17 protein-coding genes are annotated in these 17,924 nt (G+C 71.3%); 8 read left to right on the plus strand and 9 right to left on the minus strand.

Going from position 1 to position 17,924, the window contains the following annotated elements:
- Nucleotides 1-16 precede the first annotated feature (16 nt).
- Together AC29IT_RS10030 and AC29IT_RS10035 are read right to left on the minus strand one after the other, a co-directional pair.
- Nucleotides 17-451: a VOC family protein gene (locus AC29IT_RS10030; protein WP_488218511.1), complete on the minus strand. Its 435-nt coding sequence runs from the start codon at nt 449-451 to the stop codon at nt 17-19.
- A 388-nt stretch (nt 452-839) separates the two neighbouring features.
- On the minus strand, nt 840-1,073 hold the full coding sequence (locus AC29IT_RS10035) for a hypothetical protein (protein ID WP_488218512.1): 234 nt from the start codon (nt 1,071-1,073) through the stop codon (nt 840-842).
- A 662-nt stretch (nt 1,074-1,735) separates the two neighbouring features.
- Here AC29IT_RS10035 and AC29IT_RS10040 point away from each other — a divergent pair.
- Entirely contained in the window at nt 1,736-2,584 is an 849-nt protein-coding gene (locus AC29IT_RS10040) for a helix-turn-helix domain-containing protein (RefSeq protein WP_488218513.1), read from the plus strand.
- The gene (locus AC29IT_RS10045; protein ID WP_358441155.1) at nt 2,581-2,784 is read left to right on the plus strand and encodes a DUF397 domain-containing protein; all 204 of its coding nucleotides are present in this window, start codon (nt 2,581-2,583) and stop codon (nt 2,782-2,784) included. Before AC29IT_RS10040 ends, AC29IT_RS10045 begins: the two co-directional genes overlap by 4 nt.
- A gap of 68 nt (nt 2,785-2,852) precedes the next feature.
- Here AC29IT_RS10045 and AC29IT_RS10050 read toward each other — a convergent pair whose 3' ends face one another.
- Nucleotides 2,853-3,914 carry an aldo/keto reductase gene (locus AC29IT_RS10050; RefSeq protein ID WP_488218583.1) on the minus strand — a complete coding sequence of 354 codons (1,062 nt, stop codon included), beginning with the start codon at nt 3,912-3,914 and terminating at the stop codon, nt 2,853-2,855.
- Between the two features lie 132 nt (nt 3,915-4,046).
- Between AC29IT_RS10050 and AC29IT_RS10055 the strand changes: the two genes are divergently transcribed.
- Nucleotides 4,047-4,877, plus strand: a complete 831-nt coding sequence (locus AC29IT_RS10055; protein ID WP_488218514.1) for a helix-turn-helix transcriptional regulator — start codon at nt 4,047-4,049, stop codon at nt 4,875-4,877.
- 574 nt (nt 4,878-5,451) lie between these two features.
- Complete coding sequence (locus AC29IT_RS10060; protein ID WP_488218515.1) at nt 5,452-5,793, plus strand: hypothetical protein; 342 nt, start codon at nt 5,452-5,454, stop codon at nt 5,791-5,793.
- A 210-nt stretch (nt 5,794-6,003) separates the two neighbouring features.
- Here AC29IT_RS10060 and AC29IT_RS10065 read toward each other — a convergent pair whose 3' ends face one another.
- Complete coding sequence (locus AC29IT_RS10065; protein WP_488218516.1) at nt 6,004-6,639, minus strand: TetR/AcrR family transcriptional regulator C-terminal domain-containing protein; 636 nt, start codon at nt 6,637-6,639, stop codon at nt 6,004-6,006.
- 49 nt (nt 6,640-6,688) lie between these two features.
- Here AC29IT_RS10065 and AC29IT_RS10070 point away from each other — a divergent pair, with 49 nt between their 5' ends.
- Entirely contained in the window at nt 6,689-8,125 is a 1,437-nt protein-coding gene (locus AC29IT_RS10070) for an FAD-dependent monooxygenase (protein ID WP_488218517.1), read from the plus strand.
- A 593-nt stretch (nt 8,126-8,718) separates the two neighbouring features.
- Here the strand turns inward: AC29IT_RS10070 and AC29IT_RS10075 are convergent.
- Nucleotides 8,719-9,117, minus strand: coding sequence for a hypothetical protein (locus tag AC29IT_RS10075; RefSeq protein WP_488218518.1), 399 nt, complete (start codon nt 9,115-9,117; stop codon nt 8,719-8,721).
- Nucleotides 9,118-9,272: 155 nt separating this feature from the next.
- Here AC29IT_RS10075 and AC29IT_RS10080 point away from each other — a divergent pair, with 155 nt between their 5' ends.
- The gene (locus AC29IT_RS10080; RefSeq protein WP_358441173.1) at nt 9,273-9,572 is read left to right on the plus strand and encodes a hypothetical protein; all 300 of its coding nucleotides are present in this window, start codon (nt 9,273-9,275) and stop codon (nt 9,570-9,572) included.
- On the plus strand, nt 9,569-9,874 hold the full coding sequence (locus tag AC29IT_RS10085) for a hypothetical protein (protein WP_358441176.1): 306 nt from the start codon (nt 9,569-9,571) through the stop codon (nt 9,872-9,874). The genes AC29IT_RS10080 and AC29IT_RS10085 overlap by 4 nt, the downstream gene beginning before the upstream one ends.
- 13 nt (nt 9,875-9,887) lie before the next feature.
- Here AC29IT_RS10085 and AC29IT_RS10090 read toward each other — a convergent pair whose 3' ends face one another.
- The 4 genes from AC29IT_RS10090 to AC29IT_RS10105 all read right to left on the minus strand — a co-directional run bounded on the left by AC29IT_RS10090 (nt 9,888) and on the right by AC29IT_RS10105 (nt 16,399).
- Entirely contained in the window at nt 9,888-11,849 is a 1,962-nt protein-coding gene (locus tag AC29IT_RS10090; RefSeq protein WP_488218519.1) for an ATP-binding protein, read from the minus strand.
- On the minus strand, nt 11,846-12,538 hold the full coding sequence (locus tag AC29IT_RS10095) for a Pvc16 family protein (protein WP_488218520.1): 693 nt from the start codon (nt 12,536-12,538) through the stop codon (nt 11,846-11,848). The genes AC29IT_RS10090 and AC29IT_RS10095 overlap by 4 nt, the downstream gene beginning before the upstream one ends.
- Nucleotides 12,539-12,584: 46 nt before the next feature.
- Nucleotides 12,585-15,650 carry a hypothetical protein gene (locus AC29IT_RS10100; protein WP_488218521.1) on the minus strand — a complete coding sequence of 1,022 codons (3,066 nt, stop codon included), beginning with the start codon at nt 15,648-15,650 and terminating at the stop codon, nt 12,585-12,587.
- A 119-nt stretch (nt 15,651-15,769) separates the two neighbouring features.
- Nucleotides 15,770-16,399 (minus strand): helix-turn-helix transcriptional regulator, encoded by a 630-nt coding sequence (locus tag AC29IT_RS10105; protein WP_358441187.1) that lies wholly within the window; start codon nt 16,397-16,399, stop codon nt 15,770-15,772.
- A 138-nt stretch (nt 16,400-16,537) separates the two neighbouring features.
- Between AC29IT_RS10105 and AC29IT_RS10110 the strand changes: the two genes are divergently transcribed.
- Nucleotides 16,538-17,863, plus strand: a complete 1,326-nt coding sequence (locus tag AC29IT_RS10110) for a COG1470 family protein (RefSeq protein WP_358441190.1) — start codon at nt 16,538-16,540, stop codon at nt 17,861-17,863.
- Nucleotides 17,864-17,924: the final 61 nt, after the last annotated feature.

Consider the following 17,924-nt stretch of genomic DNA (forward strand, 5'->3'; position numbering starts at 1 on the left):
GAGTGACAGGCCCCGTTCAGCCGAGCGGCTGGGCGAGGGCGACGATGACGCCCGCGGGGCCGCGGACGTAGCAGAGCCGGTAGGCGTCCTCGTACTGCGCGATCTCGCCCACGAGCTCGCCGCCGTGATCGCGCAGCCGCGCCACCGAGTCGTCCACGTCGTCCACCGCGAACATCACGCTGCGCAGGCCCAGCGCATTCGGCGGCTCCGGGTCCCCGCCGATCGCGGCCGGGTTGTGGAAGTTCGTCAGCTCCAGCTGACCGTGCCCGTCCGGGGTCCGCATCATCACGATGTCGACCCGGACGTCGTCGATCCCGTTGACCCGGTCCACCCACGGCCCCTCGACGGGAGTGCGGCCCGCCTCCTCCATCCCGAGCTCGGTGAAGAACGCGACGGCGCCGTCGAGATCCTCGACGTTCACCCCGACATGGTCCATTCGCAGAATCGCCATCCGGTGACGGTAGAGGCGACCACCGACGTTCGGCGCGGAACACGGCCGTCACCAGCCGATCGAAGCCCCGGCGGAGATCGGTTGGGCCGCTCGCGCAGGCTGCGAGTACTGAACGAAAACAGCCCGACCGCCGGGTAGAAGGCCAGGTCGAGAAGTATCGGACCTGCGCAGACGGGGACGGCCCCAGCGCTCGGTCAGAGCTTTCTGAGGCCGTGCAGCACGCGTTCGTAGAGCGTGATGGTGCGATCCGGGGTGGTGTCGGCCTGAAGGTGACCGGTCAGGTGGAGGACGTACCCGGTCGATCCAGGTCGGGCGAGGAGACCGGGGCGTCGGCCGGGTGGGAGCGCCGAGTTCGGGTCGGCCGGGAGCTGCTCGGGCATCGCGGCCCTCAGGAGCGGGGGTTGTTCTTGGCCCAGGTGTGGGCTTTTCGGGCGACGTCGTGGTCGTTCACCCAGGGCTGTGCGACGGGAACGGTGTCGATGAGGGCGTGGTCGCCGCGGTCTCCGCGCCGGTCGCCGGAATGCACCGTGAAGGCCGGGTCGGGGCGGCCCCAGCGCACGGTGATGTCGCGACCCGGCTCGTAGTGCCAGGCGCAGGGAAGCCCGTAGGCCCTGGGAATCATGGGGCGTCCTGGGGGAGCGGCCGTCCGGGCCTCCGCTCGGACGGGAGGGGAAGCTCGGACGGAGAGGGAATTCAGGCAGCTCAAGGGAAAACGGGAATCCGGCCGCACGACGGGGGAGGGAAAGTCGTGCGGCCGGACGTTCCGGGCCGCGCTCGGGGAGGACGCGGCCCGGCCCGGAACCGGCACCGGTCGAGGGGCAGCAACAGGTGCCGGTCCAACCCGGCGGGACATCGGTGGGCGTCCCGCCGGGAACCGGTGGATCAGTGGAACCCCGTCGGCCACCCGAGTTCGGGGGCACCGGCGGCCGACGGGGCGCGATCACCCACCGGAGCATCGGCACAGCGGGCGACCGGGACCGCTATCCGGAGAGGGTGGAACGTGCGGCGTGTGATCGGGTCAGGACGTAAGTTCTTCTAGCTGTGGCAACGTTTTCCGGCGACGCCGAGGCCAGTGCGGAGCGCTCAGCAGACGTCCATGCGCCGTACCTCCTACGACTGGTCGGCTGCGCGAGGGAGATCCGCGCCGACGGGAAGATGAGATCCACCAAGGTGGTACCAAATGGTTCACTCGGTCCTGAACAAGATCTCAGCTGCCGGAAAGATCGCGCAATTCCCTGATCGGGGGACATATAAGTGCAGCTCGGAGTGCTTATGATTTGGTACATGGCTGGTACCACTCCGAAGGCGCGCGCGATCGGCGCCGAACTGCGCAAGGCAAGGAAAGCCGCCGGGTTCACGCTGCGGCGGCTGGCCGTCGAACTCGGCACGTCGCACGCGTCGGTGTCGAGATGGGAGACCGGGGCGCGCACCCCGCGACCGCACGACGTCGCCGCGTACCTGGCGCGGGTCGGCGCCGGCGCCGACATCCGCGAAGAACTCGTTGAGCTCGCGCAGGATCCGGACGGATCCCACTGGCTCTCGGTCGGCATGCCGGATCAGCAGCGGCAGGTCGCGACCCTGCTGGAGATCGAGCGCGAGGCGGCGAGGATCACCACGGTGTCACCGCTGTTGATTCCGGGACTTCTGCAAACGGCTGAATACGCGCGTTCGATCATGAACCTCGCCGGGGTCCCGACCGACGAGATCGATACCCGAGTAGCAGTGCGGGTGGGGCGACGCGATGTCATCGCGGGGAGGAATCCCGCACAGTTCCGGGCGTACGTGGGAGAAGCCGCGCTGCGCACGATCATCGGTGGCCCTGCGGCGATGTCCTACCAACTGGAGCAGTTGGTGCAGTTCGGGCAGTGGGACAACGTCGAGCTCCAAGTGGTGCCGCTTCGCGCTGATTGGCATCCAGGGCTGGAAGGGCTCTTCTCGATCGCCTCGTTCGGTGACGGCCGAGATCCCGTGGTGCACCTGGAAAATCGGATCTCAGGGTTGTTCCTGCATGAGACCGCCGAAGTCTCCGCCTACGAAGAAGCACTTGGCAGGATGGACGAAGTGGCGTTGAGTCCGGCAGAGTCGACCAAGTTCATCGTCGGCATCATCGAGGAGACGGAGGCGACGGTATGACGGTGCGGCAGGAGATTCCCAGCGGCTGGCGGAAGTCGAGCCGGAGCAGCCAGACCGACAGCTGCGTCGAAGTCGGCCGGGTGACCGGTGGTGCTGCGGTCCGGGATACCAAGGATCGGGGCGCGGGTCACTTCACGGCGACCAGCGCGCAGTGGTCGGCGTTCGTGGGCGCGATCAGGCACGGCCGCTTCGACGCGTGAGTCGCGAGGACGAGCCCTGGCGGAGGAATCCGCCGGGGCTCGTCCCGTAACGCGCGCCGCTGCGCTCGTCAGCGTGCTTCGAGCTTCAGGTCTCCCGCGGTGGCCTGGCGGATGTGGTCGCCGGCGAGCATGTCGTGCGGCAGGCCGAGTTCGATCGTGCTGGCCGCGTCGAGGCGGGACAGCTGGGTTTCGGTGAGGTCGACGTCCAGGGCGCCGAGGTTGTCCACCAGCTGTGCGGTCGTGCGGGCGCCGATGATCGGCGAGGTGACGGCCGGGTTCCGCAGCGTCCAGGCCAACGCGACCTGGGCGGGGCTGTGCCCGATCTCGGTGGCGACGTCCCGCACGGTCTCGGCGATGGCGAGGTTGCGTTCGGTGACGGTGCCGAGGGCGTGGTTGAACTCCTTCCGGTTGCTGCCGTCGTTCGCGCTCCCGCCGCCGGTGAGGTCCGCGCGGGTGTACTTGCCGCTGAGGACGCCGCCGGCCAGCGGCGAGTACGGCACCACGCCGAGCCCCATCTCGCGGGCCATCGGGATCAGGTCGCGTTCCCCGCCGCGCTCCACGAGGTTGTACTCGATCTCCAGCGCGATCAGCGGTGACCAGCCGCGCAGGTCGGCGATGGCCTGCATCCGCGACACCTGCCAGGCGGGGGCGTTGGAGATCCCCACGTACAGCACCTTGCCGCTGCGCACCAGGTCGTCGAGCCCGCGCAGGATCTCCTCGACGGGCGTCGTGAAGTCCCAGACGTGCAGGTACAGCAGGTCGAGGTGGTCGGTGCCGAGCTGCCGCAGGCTCGATTCGACGGAGCCGACCAGGCTCTTGCGGTGCGCGCCGCGCGAGTTCGGGTCGCCGGGCCTGCGCAGCGTCGTGTACTTCGTCGCCAGCACCAGGCGTTCGCGGTCGTGGCGGGTGAATTCGCCGAGGAGCCGTTCGGAGCTGCCGTCCGTGTAGGTGTTGGCGGTGTCGATGAAGTTGCCGCCGCGCTCGACGTAGGTGTCGAACAGCGCGCGGGATTCGTCCCGCCCGGCACCCCATCCCCACTCGGTGCCGAAGGTCGCCGCGCCCAGCGCCAGCGGCGAGACCCGCAGCCCGGAGCGGCCCAGCGGCCGGTAGGTGTCCAGGGTGAGCGGCATCGCGTCCTGCTGAGTTCCCATCGTGTTCTCCCGTGTTCGTCGTGCTCCGACGAGCCTCCGCCGACGCGGGGAGGGGGGTAAGGGAAGGCGCTTCCTGGGAACACCGGTCCTACCCCGGCTGTTGGAGCTGTCATGACGCCCAGCACGGTGGATCCGACGCAGGAATTGGCCGCGTTCCTGCGGACCCGGCGCGAACGCCTGGACCCGGACGACTTCGGCCTGCCGAAGCGGCGGTCCCGCCGGACTCCGGGATTGCGCCGCGAGGAGGTCGCCGAGCTGGCGGGGATCAGCATCGACTACGTGGTGCGGCTGGAGCAGGCGCGCGGGCTGCGGCCCTCGGCGTCGGTGGTGGAGGCGCTGGCCAGGGCGCTGCGGTTGAACCCGGACGAACGCGCCTACCTGTTCGCCCTCACCCGGCACTACCCGCGGGGCTCCGACGGTGTCGCCACCGCCGCGGCGCCGCCGCTGGCCAGGTTGGTCGACGACCTCTCGCCGCTGCCCGCGATGCTGATGAACCACCGCTTCGACGTCCTCGCCTGGAACGCGGAGATGGCGGGGCTGCTGCTGGACTTCGGCTCGCTGCCCGCGCCGCACCGCAACGCGATGTGGTTGTGCCTGGCGCATCCGGAGATCCGCGAGTACTACGTCGACCGCGAGCGCGTCCTCCGCGAAGGCGTCGCCCACCTGCGCACCGCGTGGGCCGCGCACCCGGAGGACCGGGCGCTCACCGACCTCATCACCGAGATCACCGAGCAGGACGCGGAATTCGCGCGCCTGTGGTCGCAGCGCGACGTCAAGCTCAACGGCCGCGGTGGCAAGGCGATGCGGCATCCCCGGCTCGGCCCGATCGACGTGCACTTCGAAGTCCTGATGCCCCTGCAGGACTCCGACCAGCGCCTCATGATCTGCCGCCCGGCCGACGAACCCACCCGCCGAGCCCTGGCTCGACTCCCGAACCGTTGACCCTCACACAGCCCACCCGGACCAAGGGCAACGGTTTCGCGCGTGCCGGGTGGTGAAGTTCGGCCGATCGCGCGCATGAGTGGATTGGCTGACGTCGATCCGATGTCGGGGCTCTGCTCGTCGTCTCGTTCACGTGAAGACGACGCTGCAAGCGCCGTCGACGTACGTCCGGTGATGGGTCCGCAGATCTCAAGGAGGTGCGAGAGACCGGAAAATTCATCCTCTCGGTACGGGAACCGAACGATTGATCAAGCCTGTTTCGAGCAACAGCTCATCTTCTTCTCAGAGGTGGCTCGTTCGGGGAAATGGGGGTGTCGGGATCATGTTCGCGTAGGCAGAGGAGGATGATGGGATATTGGAAGAAACATCCGCGCAAAGACATGGAGAAGGTCCTCGAGGTCTTCCACCGGCACGGTTGGCGCATTGAAGATCCGCCCACGTACTACCGGGTGAAGTGTCCATGCGGAGATCACCAGCGTTCGATCCACCTCACGCCCAGCAATCCCGAATACGGACGGCAGGCGCTAAGCTGGCTCCATCGGCAACCGTGCACACCGAACGAAGGAGGCTCCAAGTGACGGTCGGCGTACTGATCCACTGGCAGTTCAGTGTGCAGAGCAGCACTGTCGACCTGTTCGATCACGGCGACCGGCTCACCGAGGCGCTCCTCGAGCAGGAGGTGTGCACTCCTGAGCTCGCCGACTCGGCGGTGTCCGTCGACCGAGGTCTGGGTCTCGTGGAGGTCGAGGCGAGCGCCAAGGCGGACTCCGTCGATGAAGCCATAGCGGTCGGGCAGTCAGCCATCCGGGCTGCCTTGCACGCCTGTGGCGTGAGCACCCCGTTCTGGCCGTCGCACGACGACTTGCTGACTCTGATTCCGCGGAAGCTGGCGACCGAGGAGCAGGCGGTTTCCTGAACCGAATCCCAGCCCGCTGAATGACAACGGCGTGGCTTCGGTGCGAATGGTCGGGGCGAGAAGTGTCATTACCTCACGCGCGCGGATGGGCCGCGTGATTTTCCTGCCGGGACTGGTCGTCCGCGCGGCCTGCATCTGCGGGACGTCTCCCAGCTCACGGCCGAGGTCGGCGTCGTCGAGCCGCGTCGCGTTGAGGGCTCGGTGACGTGTTCATGTCGAGTCTCGGCCAACGGTCTTGCCAGAGCTTCCTGCCAGCAGCCGCCGGATTCCGTCTTCGAAGCGGTCGTCGAAGGTGTCGGTGGCGAGGGTGTGCAGCGAGGCGATCAGGGCCGGGTGGGTTTCGGGGTCCGTGGCCCGGGCGAGCCGGTCCTGGTCGGCGTCGCCGGTGGTCTGCTGCTCCTGGGAGAGGCCGAGGGTGAAGTAGACGAGTGCGTAGAAGATCCGGGTGGCCGCCACGGGATCGTCGTGCGATTCGCGGAGGGCGGCGAGCAGCGCTTCGCCGAAGCGCAGCGTGTGCGGTTCGGGAACGTGGGTGCCGGTGACGAGGGCCGCGCCGTCGCGGTGGGCGAGCAACGCGCCCCGGTAGCGGCGGATCAGCTCGCCCGCGCGCTCGTCGGCCGCCTCCGGCAGGCCGGTGTGGTCGATGGTGCCGACGACCGCATCCGCCATCAGCTCCAGCAGCCGCTTCTTGGTCTTGACGTGCCACAGGACGGTGTTCATCTGCACGCCGAGCCGGTCCGCGACCGCGCGCACCGTCACGGCGTCGAGGCCTTCCTCGGCCAGCAGCCGCATGGCCGCGTCGACGACGTCCGCGGGGCTGAGCGCCGCTCGTTGCGCCTTGGTCATTGACCTAGTTTACTGGAGACGGTCATTGGTCACTGACTAAGGAGTGCTCGTGGAAGACGTCGTGATCGTCGGAGCCGGGCCCACCGGGCTCTGGCTCGCCGCGGAGCTTCGGTTGCAAGGGGTGTCCGCGACCGTCCTGGAGGCGAAGCGCGAACCGGAACCGCACTCGAAGGCGCTCACCCTCCACCCGCGGACGATCGAGATCCTGGGCATGCGCGGCATCGCCGACGACTTCGTCGACGCGGGGATTCCGCTGCCCACCGGCCACTTCGGCGCGCTGGACACGCGGCTCGACTTCCGCGAGCTCGACACGCCCTACCCGTTCACCCTGTTCCTGCCGCAGGTCCGCACCGAAGAACTCCTGACCGCGCACGCGCGCGAGCGGGGCGTGCCGATCCACCGCGGGCATCGGGTCACGGGCCTGGAACAGGACTCGGACTCCGTACGCATCGAGGTCGAGGGGCCGTCCGGGCCGTACCGGCTGGCGGCCCGCTACGTCGTCGGCTGCGACGGAACCCGCAGCACCGTGCGGACCTCCGCCGGCATCGGATTCCCCGGCACCGGCACCACGATCTGGGGCTGGCTCGCCGACGTCGTCCTCGCCGACCCGCCCGCCGGAGCGATCAGCGAATTCGGGCCCGACGGCGGCGTGCTGGCCGTTCCGATGCCCGGTGGCCGCACCCGGTTCGTCGGCATCGCCCCGGAAGACCACGTGGCCGAGCATCCCGGCGAGCTGACCACGGCGGAAGTGCGGGACAAGCTGGAACGCGCGCTGGGCACGGACTTCGGGCTGCACTCGCCGAGCTGGACCTCCCGGTTCGGCAACGCCACCCGGCAGGCCGACGCCTACCGGCGGGGGCGGGTGCTGCTCGCCGGGGACGCCGCGCACATGCACTTCCCGACCGGCGGAGTCGGGCTCAACGTCGGATTCCAGGACGCCACCAACCTCGGCTGGAAGCTCGGCGCCACGCTCAACGGCACCGCCGACGCCGGACTGCTGGACGGCTACCACGCCGAACGGCACCCGGTCGGCGCGGACCTGCTCGACTCCACCCGGGCGCAGACCGCGCTCATGACCACCGGTTCCGTCGAAGGCCTGGCACTGCGCGGATTCCTGTCCGGCATGATCCGCGACATCCCCGAGTTCTCCCGCGCGCTCGCCGAACGCCTCGGCGCGCTCGACGTCCGATATCCGGCCGCCGACTCCGCGCACCCGCTGACCGGGTGGCGCGCGCCGAACCTGGCGTTCGCGGACGGGGGCGAGCTGTTCTCCCTGCTGCACGGCGGAAACCACGTGCTGCTCGACTTCACCGCCGCCGGAGCCGACACCGCGCTGCCACCCGGAACGCGGCGGCACCGGACCGAGCTGCGCGGCGCCGCCGAACCCTGGGCGAGCGCCGAGGCCGTGCTCATCCGCCCGGACGGCCACGTCGCCTGGGCCGTCGACGACGCCGCCGCCCACCGCTCCGGCTCCGCCGCGGCGTGAGTAACCTGACCAGACCGAACGAAAACGGCCCTACCGCCAAGCAAAACCCCAGCTCAAGAAGTATCAGCCCCGCGCACGCGGGGATGGACCGTAGCGGAGGGACGGGCGGTTCGACTCGGCGAAATCGGCCCCGCGCGCGCGGGGATGGGCCACCGAGCGGGTGACGGTGTGCGGGCGGGGGTGCATCGGCCCCGCGCCCGCGGGGATGGGCCTCCCGACGAGATCGCCCCGATGGACCCGATCACATCAGCCCGCGCACGCGGGGATGGACCCTCGGTGAGGACCAGGCGGGTGTCGGCGTCGTTCATCGGCCCCGCGCACGCGGGGATGGACCGGCGCGCAGCAGGTCGTGCATGATCCAGCCGCGATCAGCCCCGCGCACGCCGGGATGGACCCGTGGGGCCGATCACCTGTATCAAGCCCATCGAATCGGCCCCGCGCAAGCGGGGATCGACCACCGCGCCAGTGGTGGAGTGCGAGTGCCGGGGATCGGTGAGCGCGCGGGGTGGGCGTGTTCCGGGGGAGGTTCGTTCTCGTTCGCTCGCGTGGGGCGGCCGCCGGTGGTGCAGTGCTGATCGGGGGCGTGGGGGCCGCTACCGCCGCTCGTCGTCCTGGACGATCCAGGGCATGTTCTCCGGTTCGGCCCGGCCGGGCAGGTGTGCGTTGAGCACCGGGGGCAGCCAGGTCGTGATCGGCACGCCGAGTTCGGCTGACCACCGCTCCAGCAGCGCGGCCTGCTCGGCGTCCGGGCGGATGCGGACCTGCACCGGACCGGAGCCGAGGTAGTGCACCTCGTCCTTGGCGTGCGGCGACCGGAGTCGCGCCCGCGCGCCGCGCACCACGTCCGGCACCCGGTCGTGCACCGCCCCGATCGCCTCGAACACCACCGCGGTGGCCGTGCGCCCGTCCGCGCAGCAGGTGTCCAGCCGGGCCTGCAGCGCGTCCGACACGAACACCGTCCAGGGCGCCGATCCGCCCTCCCACATCGCCATGTCGGGATGTCTACCAAACGGTGCTCCTGGCTTCCTGGCCGAGCCGCACCGGGCTAGCGGCGGTTCCGGCGGACCCTGGACCGGCACATGTGGGTATTGCCCACCTGCCCACTCGTGGCATACTGGCTGGGAGGGCTACGAGCAGGGGAGAACGCATGGGCGCGATAGCTGAAACCGATGCCGACTTCGAGCGCATCGCCGAGGTCGAAGCCGATGAGCGTTCCCGCATCGCGCTCGGGCGCGCGGGCGTGCGCCGGAAAGACCGCTACCTCGTGTTCAAGAACGAGGGAACCGGTGAGATCCGCATGATTCCGATGGCCAGCGTCCCCGCCCGCGAAATGATCATTTGGGAGAACGACGAGCTGCGCAACTCCTTGCTGCAAGGGCTCGCGGACAGCTCGGCCGGACGCATCTCCTACCGGGATGACTACTTGGAAGGCGACGACGACGAGTGAGCGCGCCCCCGTTCATCCTGGCTTACTCCGCTCAGGCGCAGAAGGTCATCGAAGATCTGCAGCGGCCGCGCCACAAGGAGAAGTGGACGAAAGTTCGCAAGACCTTGCGGCTGTTGCGCGACATCGGCCCATCGCACCCGGGGCTCCAATCCCACAAGTACCACTCGATCACCGGGCCGGACGGTGAGGGCGTGTGGGAGTCCTACGTCGAGAACCACACTCCGGGTGCATGGCGAATCTGGTGGACGTACGGCCCAGGAGTGGACGAACTGACGATCATCACGGTCGGTCCGCACCCGTAGCAGCCACCGCCGATCACTCGAATTCGGCGTCGAAGGTGAGGCGGCCGAGCTTGGCGTACTCCTGGCGGATCGCGGTGCGGAGGTCGGCCATCGCGACCGGGCGGTCGGCTTCCGCGGCGAGGTAGGCGGCGGTGACGGCGCAGGCCCGGATGGAGCCGCCGGCGAGTTCGAAGTGCTCGGCGCAGAAGTCCAGGTCGAGGTCGTCGGCCCGGGGGAGGGCGTCGCCGAGGGTGCGGTGCCAGAGGGCGCGGCGCTGGGCGGGCTCGGGCATCGGGAAGTCTGCGATGACGTCCAAGCGGCGGGTGAAGGCCTCGTCGAGGTTGGCGCGCAGGTTCGTGGTGAGCACCGCGATGCCGTCGAAGGACTCCATCCGCTGCAGCAGGTAGGCCGATTCGACGTTGGCGTAGCGGTCGTGCGCGTCCTTCACCTGGGAGCGCTTGCCGAAGATCGCGTCGGCCTCGTCGAACAGCAGGACGCCGTTCACCCCGGCGGCTTCGGTGAAGATGCGCTCCAGGTTCTTCTCCGTCTCACCCACGTACTTGTCGACCACTGTGGACAGATCGACGACGTAGAGCTCCATGCCGAGGTCGGCGGCCACCACCTCGGCGGACATCGTCTTGCCGGTGCCGGACTCACCGGCGAACAGCGCGACCACGCCGCGGCCGCGACCACCGCCGGGCCGCATCCGCCACTCGCCGAGCACCCGGTCCCGGTGCCGGGCGCGCACCGACAGCTCCGCCAGCGCCCGCGTCGTCCGCTCGGGCAGCACCAGGTCGTCCCAGGTCACGCCCGGTGTGATGCGGCGGGCCAGGCGTTCCAGCCCGGCGCCGTTCTGCGCGCGCACCCCCGCCCGCAGGTGGCCGGGGTCGAGCGGCCGTCCTTCGAAGCGGGCCAGACGGGTCGCCACCGACGCGGCGCGGCGCACCTGGTCGGTGCCCAGCCGGTACGCGCTCAGCGGTGCGACGTCGACGTCCCCGGCGCCCGCCTCGGCGAGCGCGCGGCGCCACTGCGCGCTCCGGTCCGGTTCGGGCAGCACGATCGACAGCGGCGCCTGCCGCGCCCAGGTCGGGTCCCAGCCGCCGGAACCGTGCAGCAGCAGCGGAATCCGCTCCGACTCGTCCAGCAGCCGCCGCACGGTGCGCGCGGATTCGTTGCGGGGCAAGGATTCCAGCGGGCCGAGCACCACGCCCGCCCGCCGCAGCCGCGCCTCCCGCACCAGCTCCGCCACCGGGGGCTCGGCTTCGGCCGCCAGCGCCGTCGCATCCAGCACCAGTGCCGCGCGTCCGCTCACCGCCAGCGCGTCCACCGCCTGCTGCTCGGCGCCCGCCGCCCCGCGCAGGTGCACCGCGCCGATGCCGGCGTCCAGGCCGGTTGCGAGGCGTTTCGCCAGCTCCGCCGGTTCCGCCACCGGCTCGTCCACCACCCGCGCCAGGCCGCGCAGCACCGGGTCCGGCTCGTCCCCGCCGAGCAGGTGCGCCACCACCCGGTCCGGCACCCGCAGCGTCCTGGTCAGCAGCGGCCGCTCCGGCTCCTGCACCTCCAGCAGGCCGCCCGCGACCAGCGGCGCCTCGGCGGCGAAGCGGAACCGGTCCGCGCCCGCCGTCGGCATCCCGCACAGCTCCAGCACCATGCCCGCCGTCGCCCGCCGCCGCGTCACGTCGTCGTTGAGGTAGCCGTAGAGCCGCTCGAACCGGGCGTCCAGCTCGGGAGCCAGCGCGACCAGCAGGAACTCCACGTCCCACGCGTCCAAGCCGAAGTCCGCGGCCAGCCGCGCCAGCCGCCCGCCGGGCTCGGCGACCTCGACCGGCTCCGCCGACCAGGACGCCGACGGGGATGCCAGCACCCGCCGCACCATCTCCTCGGTGAGGTACAGGCCGCGGTACGGGTCGTCGCGGTCCGGGTCGGCGCGGGCGTCCAGCGCGGCCCGCACCCGCTGCTCCACCGCGCGCAGCCGCTCCCACAGCTCGCCGCTCACCGCGGGCCCCGCATCCGGCGGCGGCCCTGCGGGCGCGGCTTCGGCGAGGAGAACCCGTCGCCCTCGGCGCCGGTGCCGTCGTAGCGCAGGTGCCGCTGCTCGTCGGCGGGCCCCTCCGGGAACGAGGCCCGGCCGCGCAGCGCCATGCCCTCCGTGACCGGCGGGCCGACCGGGCGCAGCACGCCCGCCAGCGGCGCGGTCACCCGCAGCGAGAGCGACGGCTTCAGCTCGCCGCCCAGCGCCGACCACACGTCCGTCGGCGACCGGTTCTCCGCCAGCTCCCCGCCCGTCTCCAGCGACACCGCCAACCCGAGCTCGCCCAGCGAACCGGTGCGCCACTGCGGATCCAGCGCCTCGTACCGGATGAGGCCGCGCAGCGCCCGCGCCAGCAGCCGGTGCTCGTCCTGCGGGCGGTTCGTCCACGCCGTCACCAGGTAGGACAGCTGGAACCAGCGCGGCGGGTCGAACCGGCCCACGATCTCGCCGGACTCGTCGAACCGGTCCACCGCACCGGAGTGGCGCAGACCGGGCTGCTCGCGGATGTCGTAGAGGAACACGTTCACCGTCGGCGCGTTGCGCTTCGCCGCCCAGTCCGTGGTGGGCGGGTCGAACGCGAGCTCCACCCCGGAACCGGGCACGCCCTCCTCGGCCAGCAGCAACCGCAGGCCCTCGTCGACTTCGTGGATCATGCTGCCTGCACTCCTGTTCCGGGCGGGCGTGCGGAGCGGGCCGGGGTCACCGCCGTCCCACCAGCGGCGGCGGCACCCCGGGCGCGACGACCAGGAACGGTTCCGGGATGTGGACCGGGCTGAAGCCGGCGCCTGCGGCGGTGATGTCGCGCGGGCCGAGCCGGTCCTTCGGCAGGATCAGCAGCTGCGCCGCGAACCTCCCGTCGGCGCCGGGGAACGTGGGTGCGGCGGCCGCGGTGATCCCCGGCGTCCAGTTCAGCCGCACCGGCACCCCCGGCGGGAAGTCGAAGCCGCGCACCGAGGTCACGAATCCGGGCTCACCGACTTCCGGCACCGCGATGATCCGCGGTTGCAGCACCCGGTACGGGGCGCGCGCCACGTTGTCCGCCGGGGTCGTGTCGGTGCCGGTGGTGCGCAGCGTGCCGGTGATCTGGCCGTCCAGCGCGGCGTCCGGCGCCAGCAGGAGCCGCACCGGCCGTTCCGCGCCCGGCGGCAGGTCCGGCAGCAGGCACTGGCTCGCGGAGCAGCCCGGCGGCAGCGCCCGCACCGGAATCCCCGGCGGTAGCGCCATGTCCAGCGTCAACCCGGTGGCGGTCGAGCGGCCCGCGTTGCGCACCGTGAACGTCACGTCGGTGCGGCCGCCCACGTAGGACGGGTTCGGATCGACCCGCACCGTCACGCCCGGGGCCGCGGGCGGCGGTGGTGGCGGAGGCGGTGGAGGTGGCGGGGGCTCCGCCGCCACGACCGGCACGATGGTGGTGGCGGTGTTGTCGGCGGGCCTGCTGTCCCGCATCCGGCTCTCCGCGCGCCAGCGGAGCCGCTGGTCACCGCCCCGCACGCCGACGACGGTCGCGGTCACCCGCACCTGCTGGTCCGGTTCGAGCAGGCCCAGATCGCACTTCCCGCCCTCTCCGCAGCTGCCCTCGGTGGAGTCGATCCCGGTCAGCCGCGCGCCGTCCGGCACGGTGAGCTCGGCGGTCGTGCGCGGTGCGGAGGCGGGGCCGTTGTTGGTGATCTGCGCCGAGATCCGCACCTCGTCGCCCACGTCGATCTCGTCGGTGCGCTCCGGTGCGGACACGCTCACGTCGACCGTGGCCTGCCAGGTGGCTTCCTTCTGCCTGCCGGGGAAACCCTGGGTGAGCTGGGTGATCCGGCCGGTCTGCATGTCCACTATGGACTGGTGTTCGGGGGCGTTGACGTCGGCCCGCTCGGAGAACACCGCGCTGCTCCCGTCCGGGGACCAGCTGAGGTCCCGCGGCTGGAAGTGCTCCGGTGGATCGCCGCCTTCCCCCGGTTTGTCGCGGCAGGCGTCCTCGGACTCCGGCAGGAGCACCGAGCAGGACTGGTCGTCGATCTCGTAGCGGTACAGCCCGTGCGGTTCCCGGTTGAACGCCAGGCTCTCGCCGTCCGGGGAGAACGCGGCGCTGTCGTCGACCACCCGCTGCGGGCAGTCGCACAGGTGCTCGGTGACGTTGCGCTGCTGATCCAGGTCGCCGACCTGGGCGAACCAGATGTGGTTGTAGCGCTGCTCGTCCGGCACGATCAGCTGCCCGCGGCTGAACGCGAGCCGCTGCCCGTCGGGGGAGAAGACCGGCTGGGTGTCGTCCTCCGCCTCGTTCCGCACCGGCACCCGGTCGAGGACCTTGCCGGTGGCCACTTCCACGATCACGATCCGGCTCTTGCCTCGGTTCTGATCACCGGGCTGGCCGCCGGGGGAGCGGCGCGCCACCGCCATCTTCGTGCCGTCCGGGGACCAGGCGGCGTCGGTCTCCCAATCGCCCTGCTTCCGGTCCGCGATGGGCAGTTCGCGCCGGTTCGAGCCGTCCGCGTCCACCAGCTGGATGCGCTGCCGCCGGTCGCCCTGCGGTCCGCTGAACACGCTCACCGCGAGCGTCGCGCCGTCGGGGGAGTAGGACTGCCGCTGCGTCCACGGGTCGTACTTCGGATCCGGCTCGAACAGCTTGCTGGAGTCGTCCGCCGCCGCCGGGTCCTCGTGCAGCACGTCCACGCCGAGGCTGCGCGGATCGCTGCCGTCGGGGCGGATGTCCTGCAGCTGAGCCACGTTGAAGCAGCACGCCGTCGTGCGGGCCACCAGCAGCCGCCCGCCCGGCAGCAGCGCGGGGGAGTCGACCTCCCGCACCTCGTCGAGCATGAGCACCGGCGTGTTCGAGGTGGGCGCGCTCGGCACGTCCACCCGGTACACGTAGTTCGTGGTGAACCGCCCGCTCGGCAGGTCGTGGCTCAGGAACAGCAGGCACTCGCCGTCCGCCCGCCACACCGGCCAGAAGCTCGTCCACGCGGCCTGGTCGCCGCCGAGCAGCGCGTCCCCGGTGGTCTGTCCCGAGCTCGACAGCACTCGCACCTGCTGGTCGTAGCTGTCCGAGAGGTTCCCGTCCGGGTCGAAGGTGTAGGCGATCCGGTCCTCGTCCACCGGGTTCCACGCGGGCTGCACCGCGGCCCCGCTCGGTTCCCTGGTGCGCTGCTGGGCGAACGCGCCGGTGACCTCGCGGGTGTAGATCTGCCAGCGTCCCGACGCGTTCCCGGCGAACGCGATCCGCTCGCCGTCCGGGGAGAACGACGGCCACGTCTCGTCCGACGCGGAGGTGGTCAGCCGGGTCAGCTGGGTCCCGTCGGTCCGCACCCGCCACAGGTCCCGCTGCGTGCGTTGCCCGCCGGCCGGTTCCGCGGAGTCGAACACCACCCAGCGCCCGTCCGGGGACAGCTTCGGATGCGCGGCGTCCCGGCCTTCGGTCAACCGGCGCACCTCGCCCGCCCCGTCGCGCAGGTACACCTGCGCGGTGGCCTCGTCGCGGAGGCTGGTGAACACCACGAGGTCGCCGCGGGTGGCCGGATCCTGGTCGAAGTGCGCGGGCCGCTCCGCCAGCAGCGGTTCCGAGGTCTTCCCGTCCGCCGACCCGGAGGTGTCGTCGACCGACCCGATGCTGCGGTGGCCCGGCCCCGAGAACGCGATGCGCCCCGGCGGCGGGTCCTCCGGCTCCTGCTGCGCCGTCGCGGGCGGCAACCAGATCAGCCCGCACAGCACCACGAGCACCCCGAGCAAGGCGCCCCCGACGCGCATCCACCCGCGCCGGAACGCGCCCGACACCTGCATTCCCCACCTCCGAGCTCGGCACCCGCACTGATCCTGTCCGTCGGCGGGGGCACCCGGGAGGTCCGGTCAGGCACCGGAACGGGAAGCCCGCGGGGGACTTTCGGGCAACCCGGGGCGGGTCAGATCAGTCCCTGCCGCATCACGTGGCCCACCGCGTGCGCGCGGTTGCGCAGCTGCAGGCGGGTGGTGACCTCGTGCAGGATGTTCTTCACCGTGCGCTCCGAATACGACATCTTCACCGCGATCTCCCCGGTGTCGAAGCCCTCCGAGATCAGCCGCAGCACCTCCACCTCCCGCGCCGTCAACGTCGACAGGTTGAACCCCTGCGCGGCGTCGGCGGAATTGCGCTGCAACCGGCCCACGTGGTCCAGCAGCCGGGAGAGCATGTCGCCGGGCAGCATGCTCTCCCCGCGCACCAGGGCGGTGATCAGCCCGACGACCCGGTCCTGCTCGGCCTCCGCCCGCCGCAGCACCGCGGACACCCCGCACTCGATGACGATGCGCAGCGCGTTCTGCCCGAACTCGCCGACGATGAGTCCGGTGCGGGTGCTCGGCGTCCGCTGCAGCCGCCGCAGCAGCAGCACCGCCTCGTCGTCCACCCGGTCCACCACGACCAGCGACACCTGGGCTCGTTCGTGCTCGTCGAGCTTCAGCACGTCCACCTCGGGACGTGGGCGCAGCTGCGCGGTCACGCCCGCGTGCAGCAGCGGATCGCCCGCGTGCACCGCGACGGGCACTCTCGTGGTCATGTGCGCTGTCTCCTCACCTCGGGTGGAGTGTCCGGGAGGTCCGGGCAGTGGAGTTGCGTCGTTGCGGGCAGCCGCCTTGCCCGCCCGCTGCCCGCGCGGCCCTGCCGCGGACGGCCGGGGGCACCTAGCTTTCGTCGGGTGAGCACCTCAGCTGAGTGGGAGAACGAGACGATCGTGGTCGCCCCGGGAGGGGAGGCCACCACGACCCTGACCGTGCACAACGGCACCGACATCGTGGAGGCCTACGAGTTCGAGGTCGTCGGCCGCTGCGCGCCGTGGACGGTCGTCGAACCGGCGCGGCTCTCGCTCTACCCGGGGACGCGGGGCAGCGTGACGCTGGTGCTGCGCCCGCCGAGGTCTCCCGAGGCGCCCGCGGGGGAAGTGCCGCTGGGGGTGCGGGTCACCCCGGTGGAACGACCGGACCTGGCCGCGGTGCCCGAGACGACGGTGCACATCGAACCGTTCCAGCAGCTGCGCGCGTGGCTCGCGCCGCAGCGCCGCCGCGCCTGGCTCACCGGCCGCTACGACGTGATGCTGCACAACCAGGGCAACACGCCGGTCGACGTGCCCCTGGAACCGAGCGACGCCGCCGAGGAACTCCGCTTCCGGCTGGAGGAGACCCGGCTGCGGGTGGACCCGGACGACCAGGTGGAGGTGCGGCTGCGGGCGCGCGCCCCGAAGCTCCTCTGGTTCGGGAAACCGGTGCACACGCCGTTCATCGTCACCGCCTCGCCGATCGCCGTCCACGACGCGGCGCCGGTGCCGACGGGGGCCGGCCCGCTGCCTGCACCGGGGCTCGACGCGTACCCGGAACAGCTGGACGGCGAGCTGCACCAGCTGCCGATCCTGCCGAAGTGGCTGCTGGCGTTGCTGGCGCTGCTGCTGGCGCTCGTGCTCGCCTGGTTCGCGCTGATGAAACCGGCGCTGGAGTCGGCGGCGAGGGAAGCCGCGGAAGAACGGGCGCAGGAGCTGGCGCGCAACGGCGAACTCGCCCCGCCCCCGCAGCCGCAACCCGAACAGCCGCCCGCGCAGGAACCGGGCGGGGACCAGCAGCAGGGCCAGCCGCCCGGAGCGGTTCCACCCGGGAGCAATACGGCGCCGGACGGCGGGCAGTTCTCCACGACCATTCGAGTGACCACGAATGGCGGAGGCAGCGCGGCGGAGCCGTACATCGTTCCGGAGGGCAAGGTGTTCTTCATCACCGACTTGGTGTTGGCGAACTACCAAGGGGACGAAGGCGTTCTCACCATTTGGTTCGGCGGCCGCCAGATCAGCGTGATCGCGCTGGAAACGTTCCGGAACCAGGACTACCACTGGGTCACACCGATCGCGGTACCGGCGGAAGGGCGAGTCGTCGGACAGGTGAATTGCAGCCTGCCCGGAACTCCGCCGTCCGGTCAGCGCGCGGACCGGTGCCGGGAGGTGCTCAACGTGAGCGGTGTGCTGCGCGATGTGCCGAGATGATCCGGAACTCCCGAATTCCGGCATTCCGCCGAAGTATCGCGAACGCCGGTCGCACCAGCGC

The sequence above is a fragment of the Saccharopolyspora sp. MMCC62 genome, from assembly GCF_057736575.1.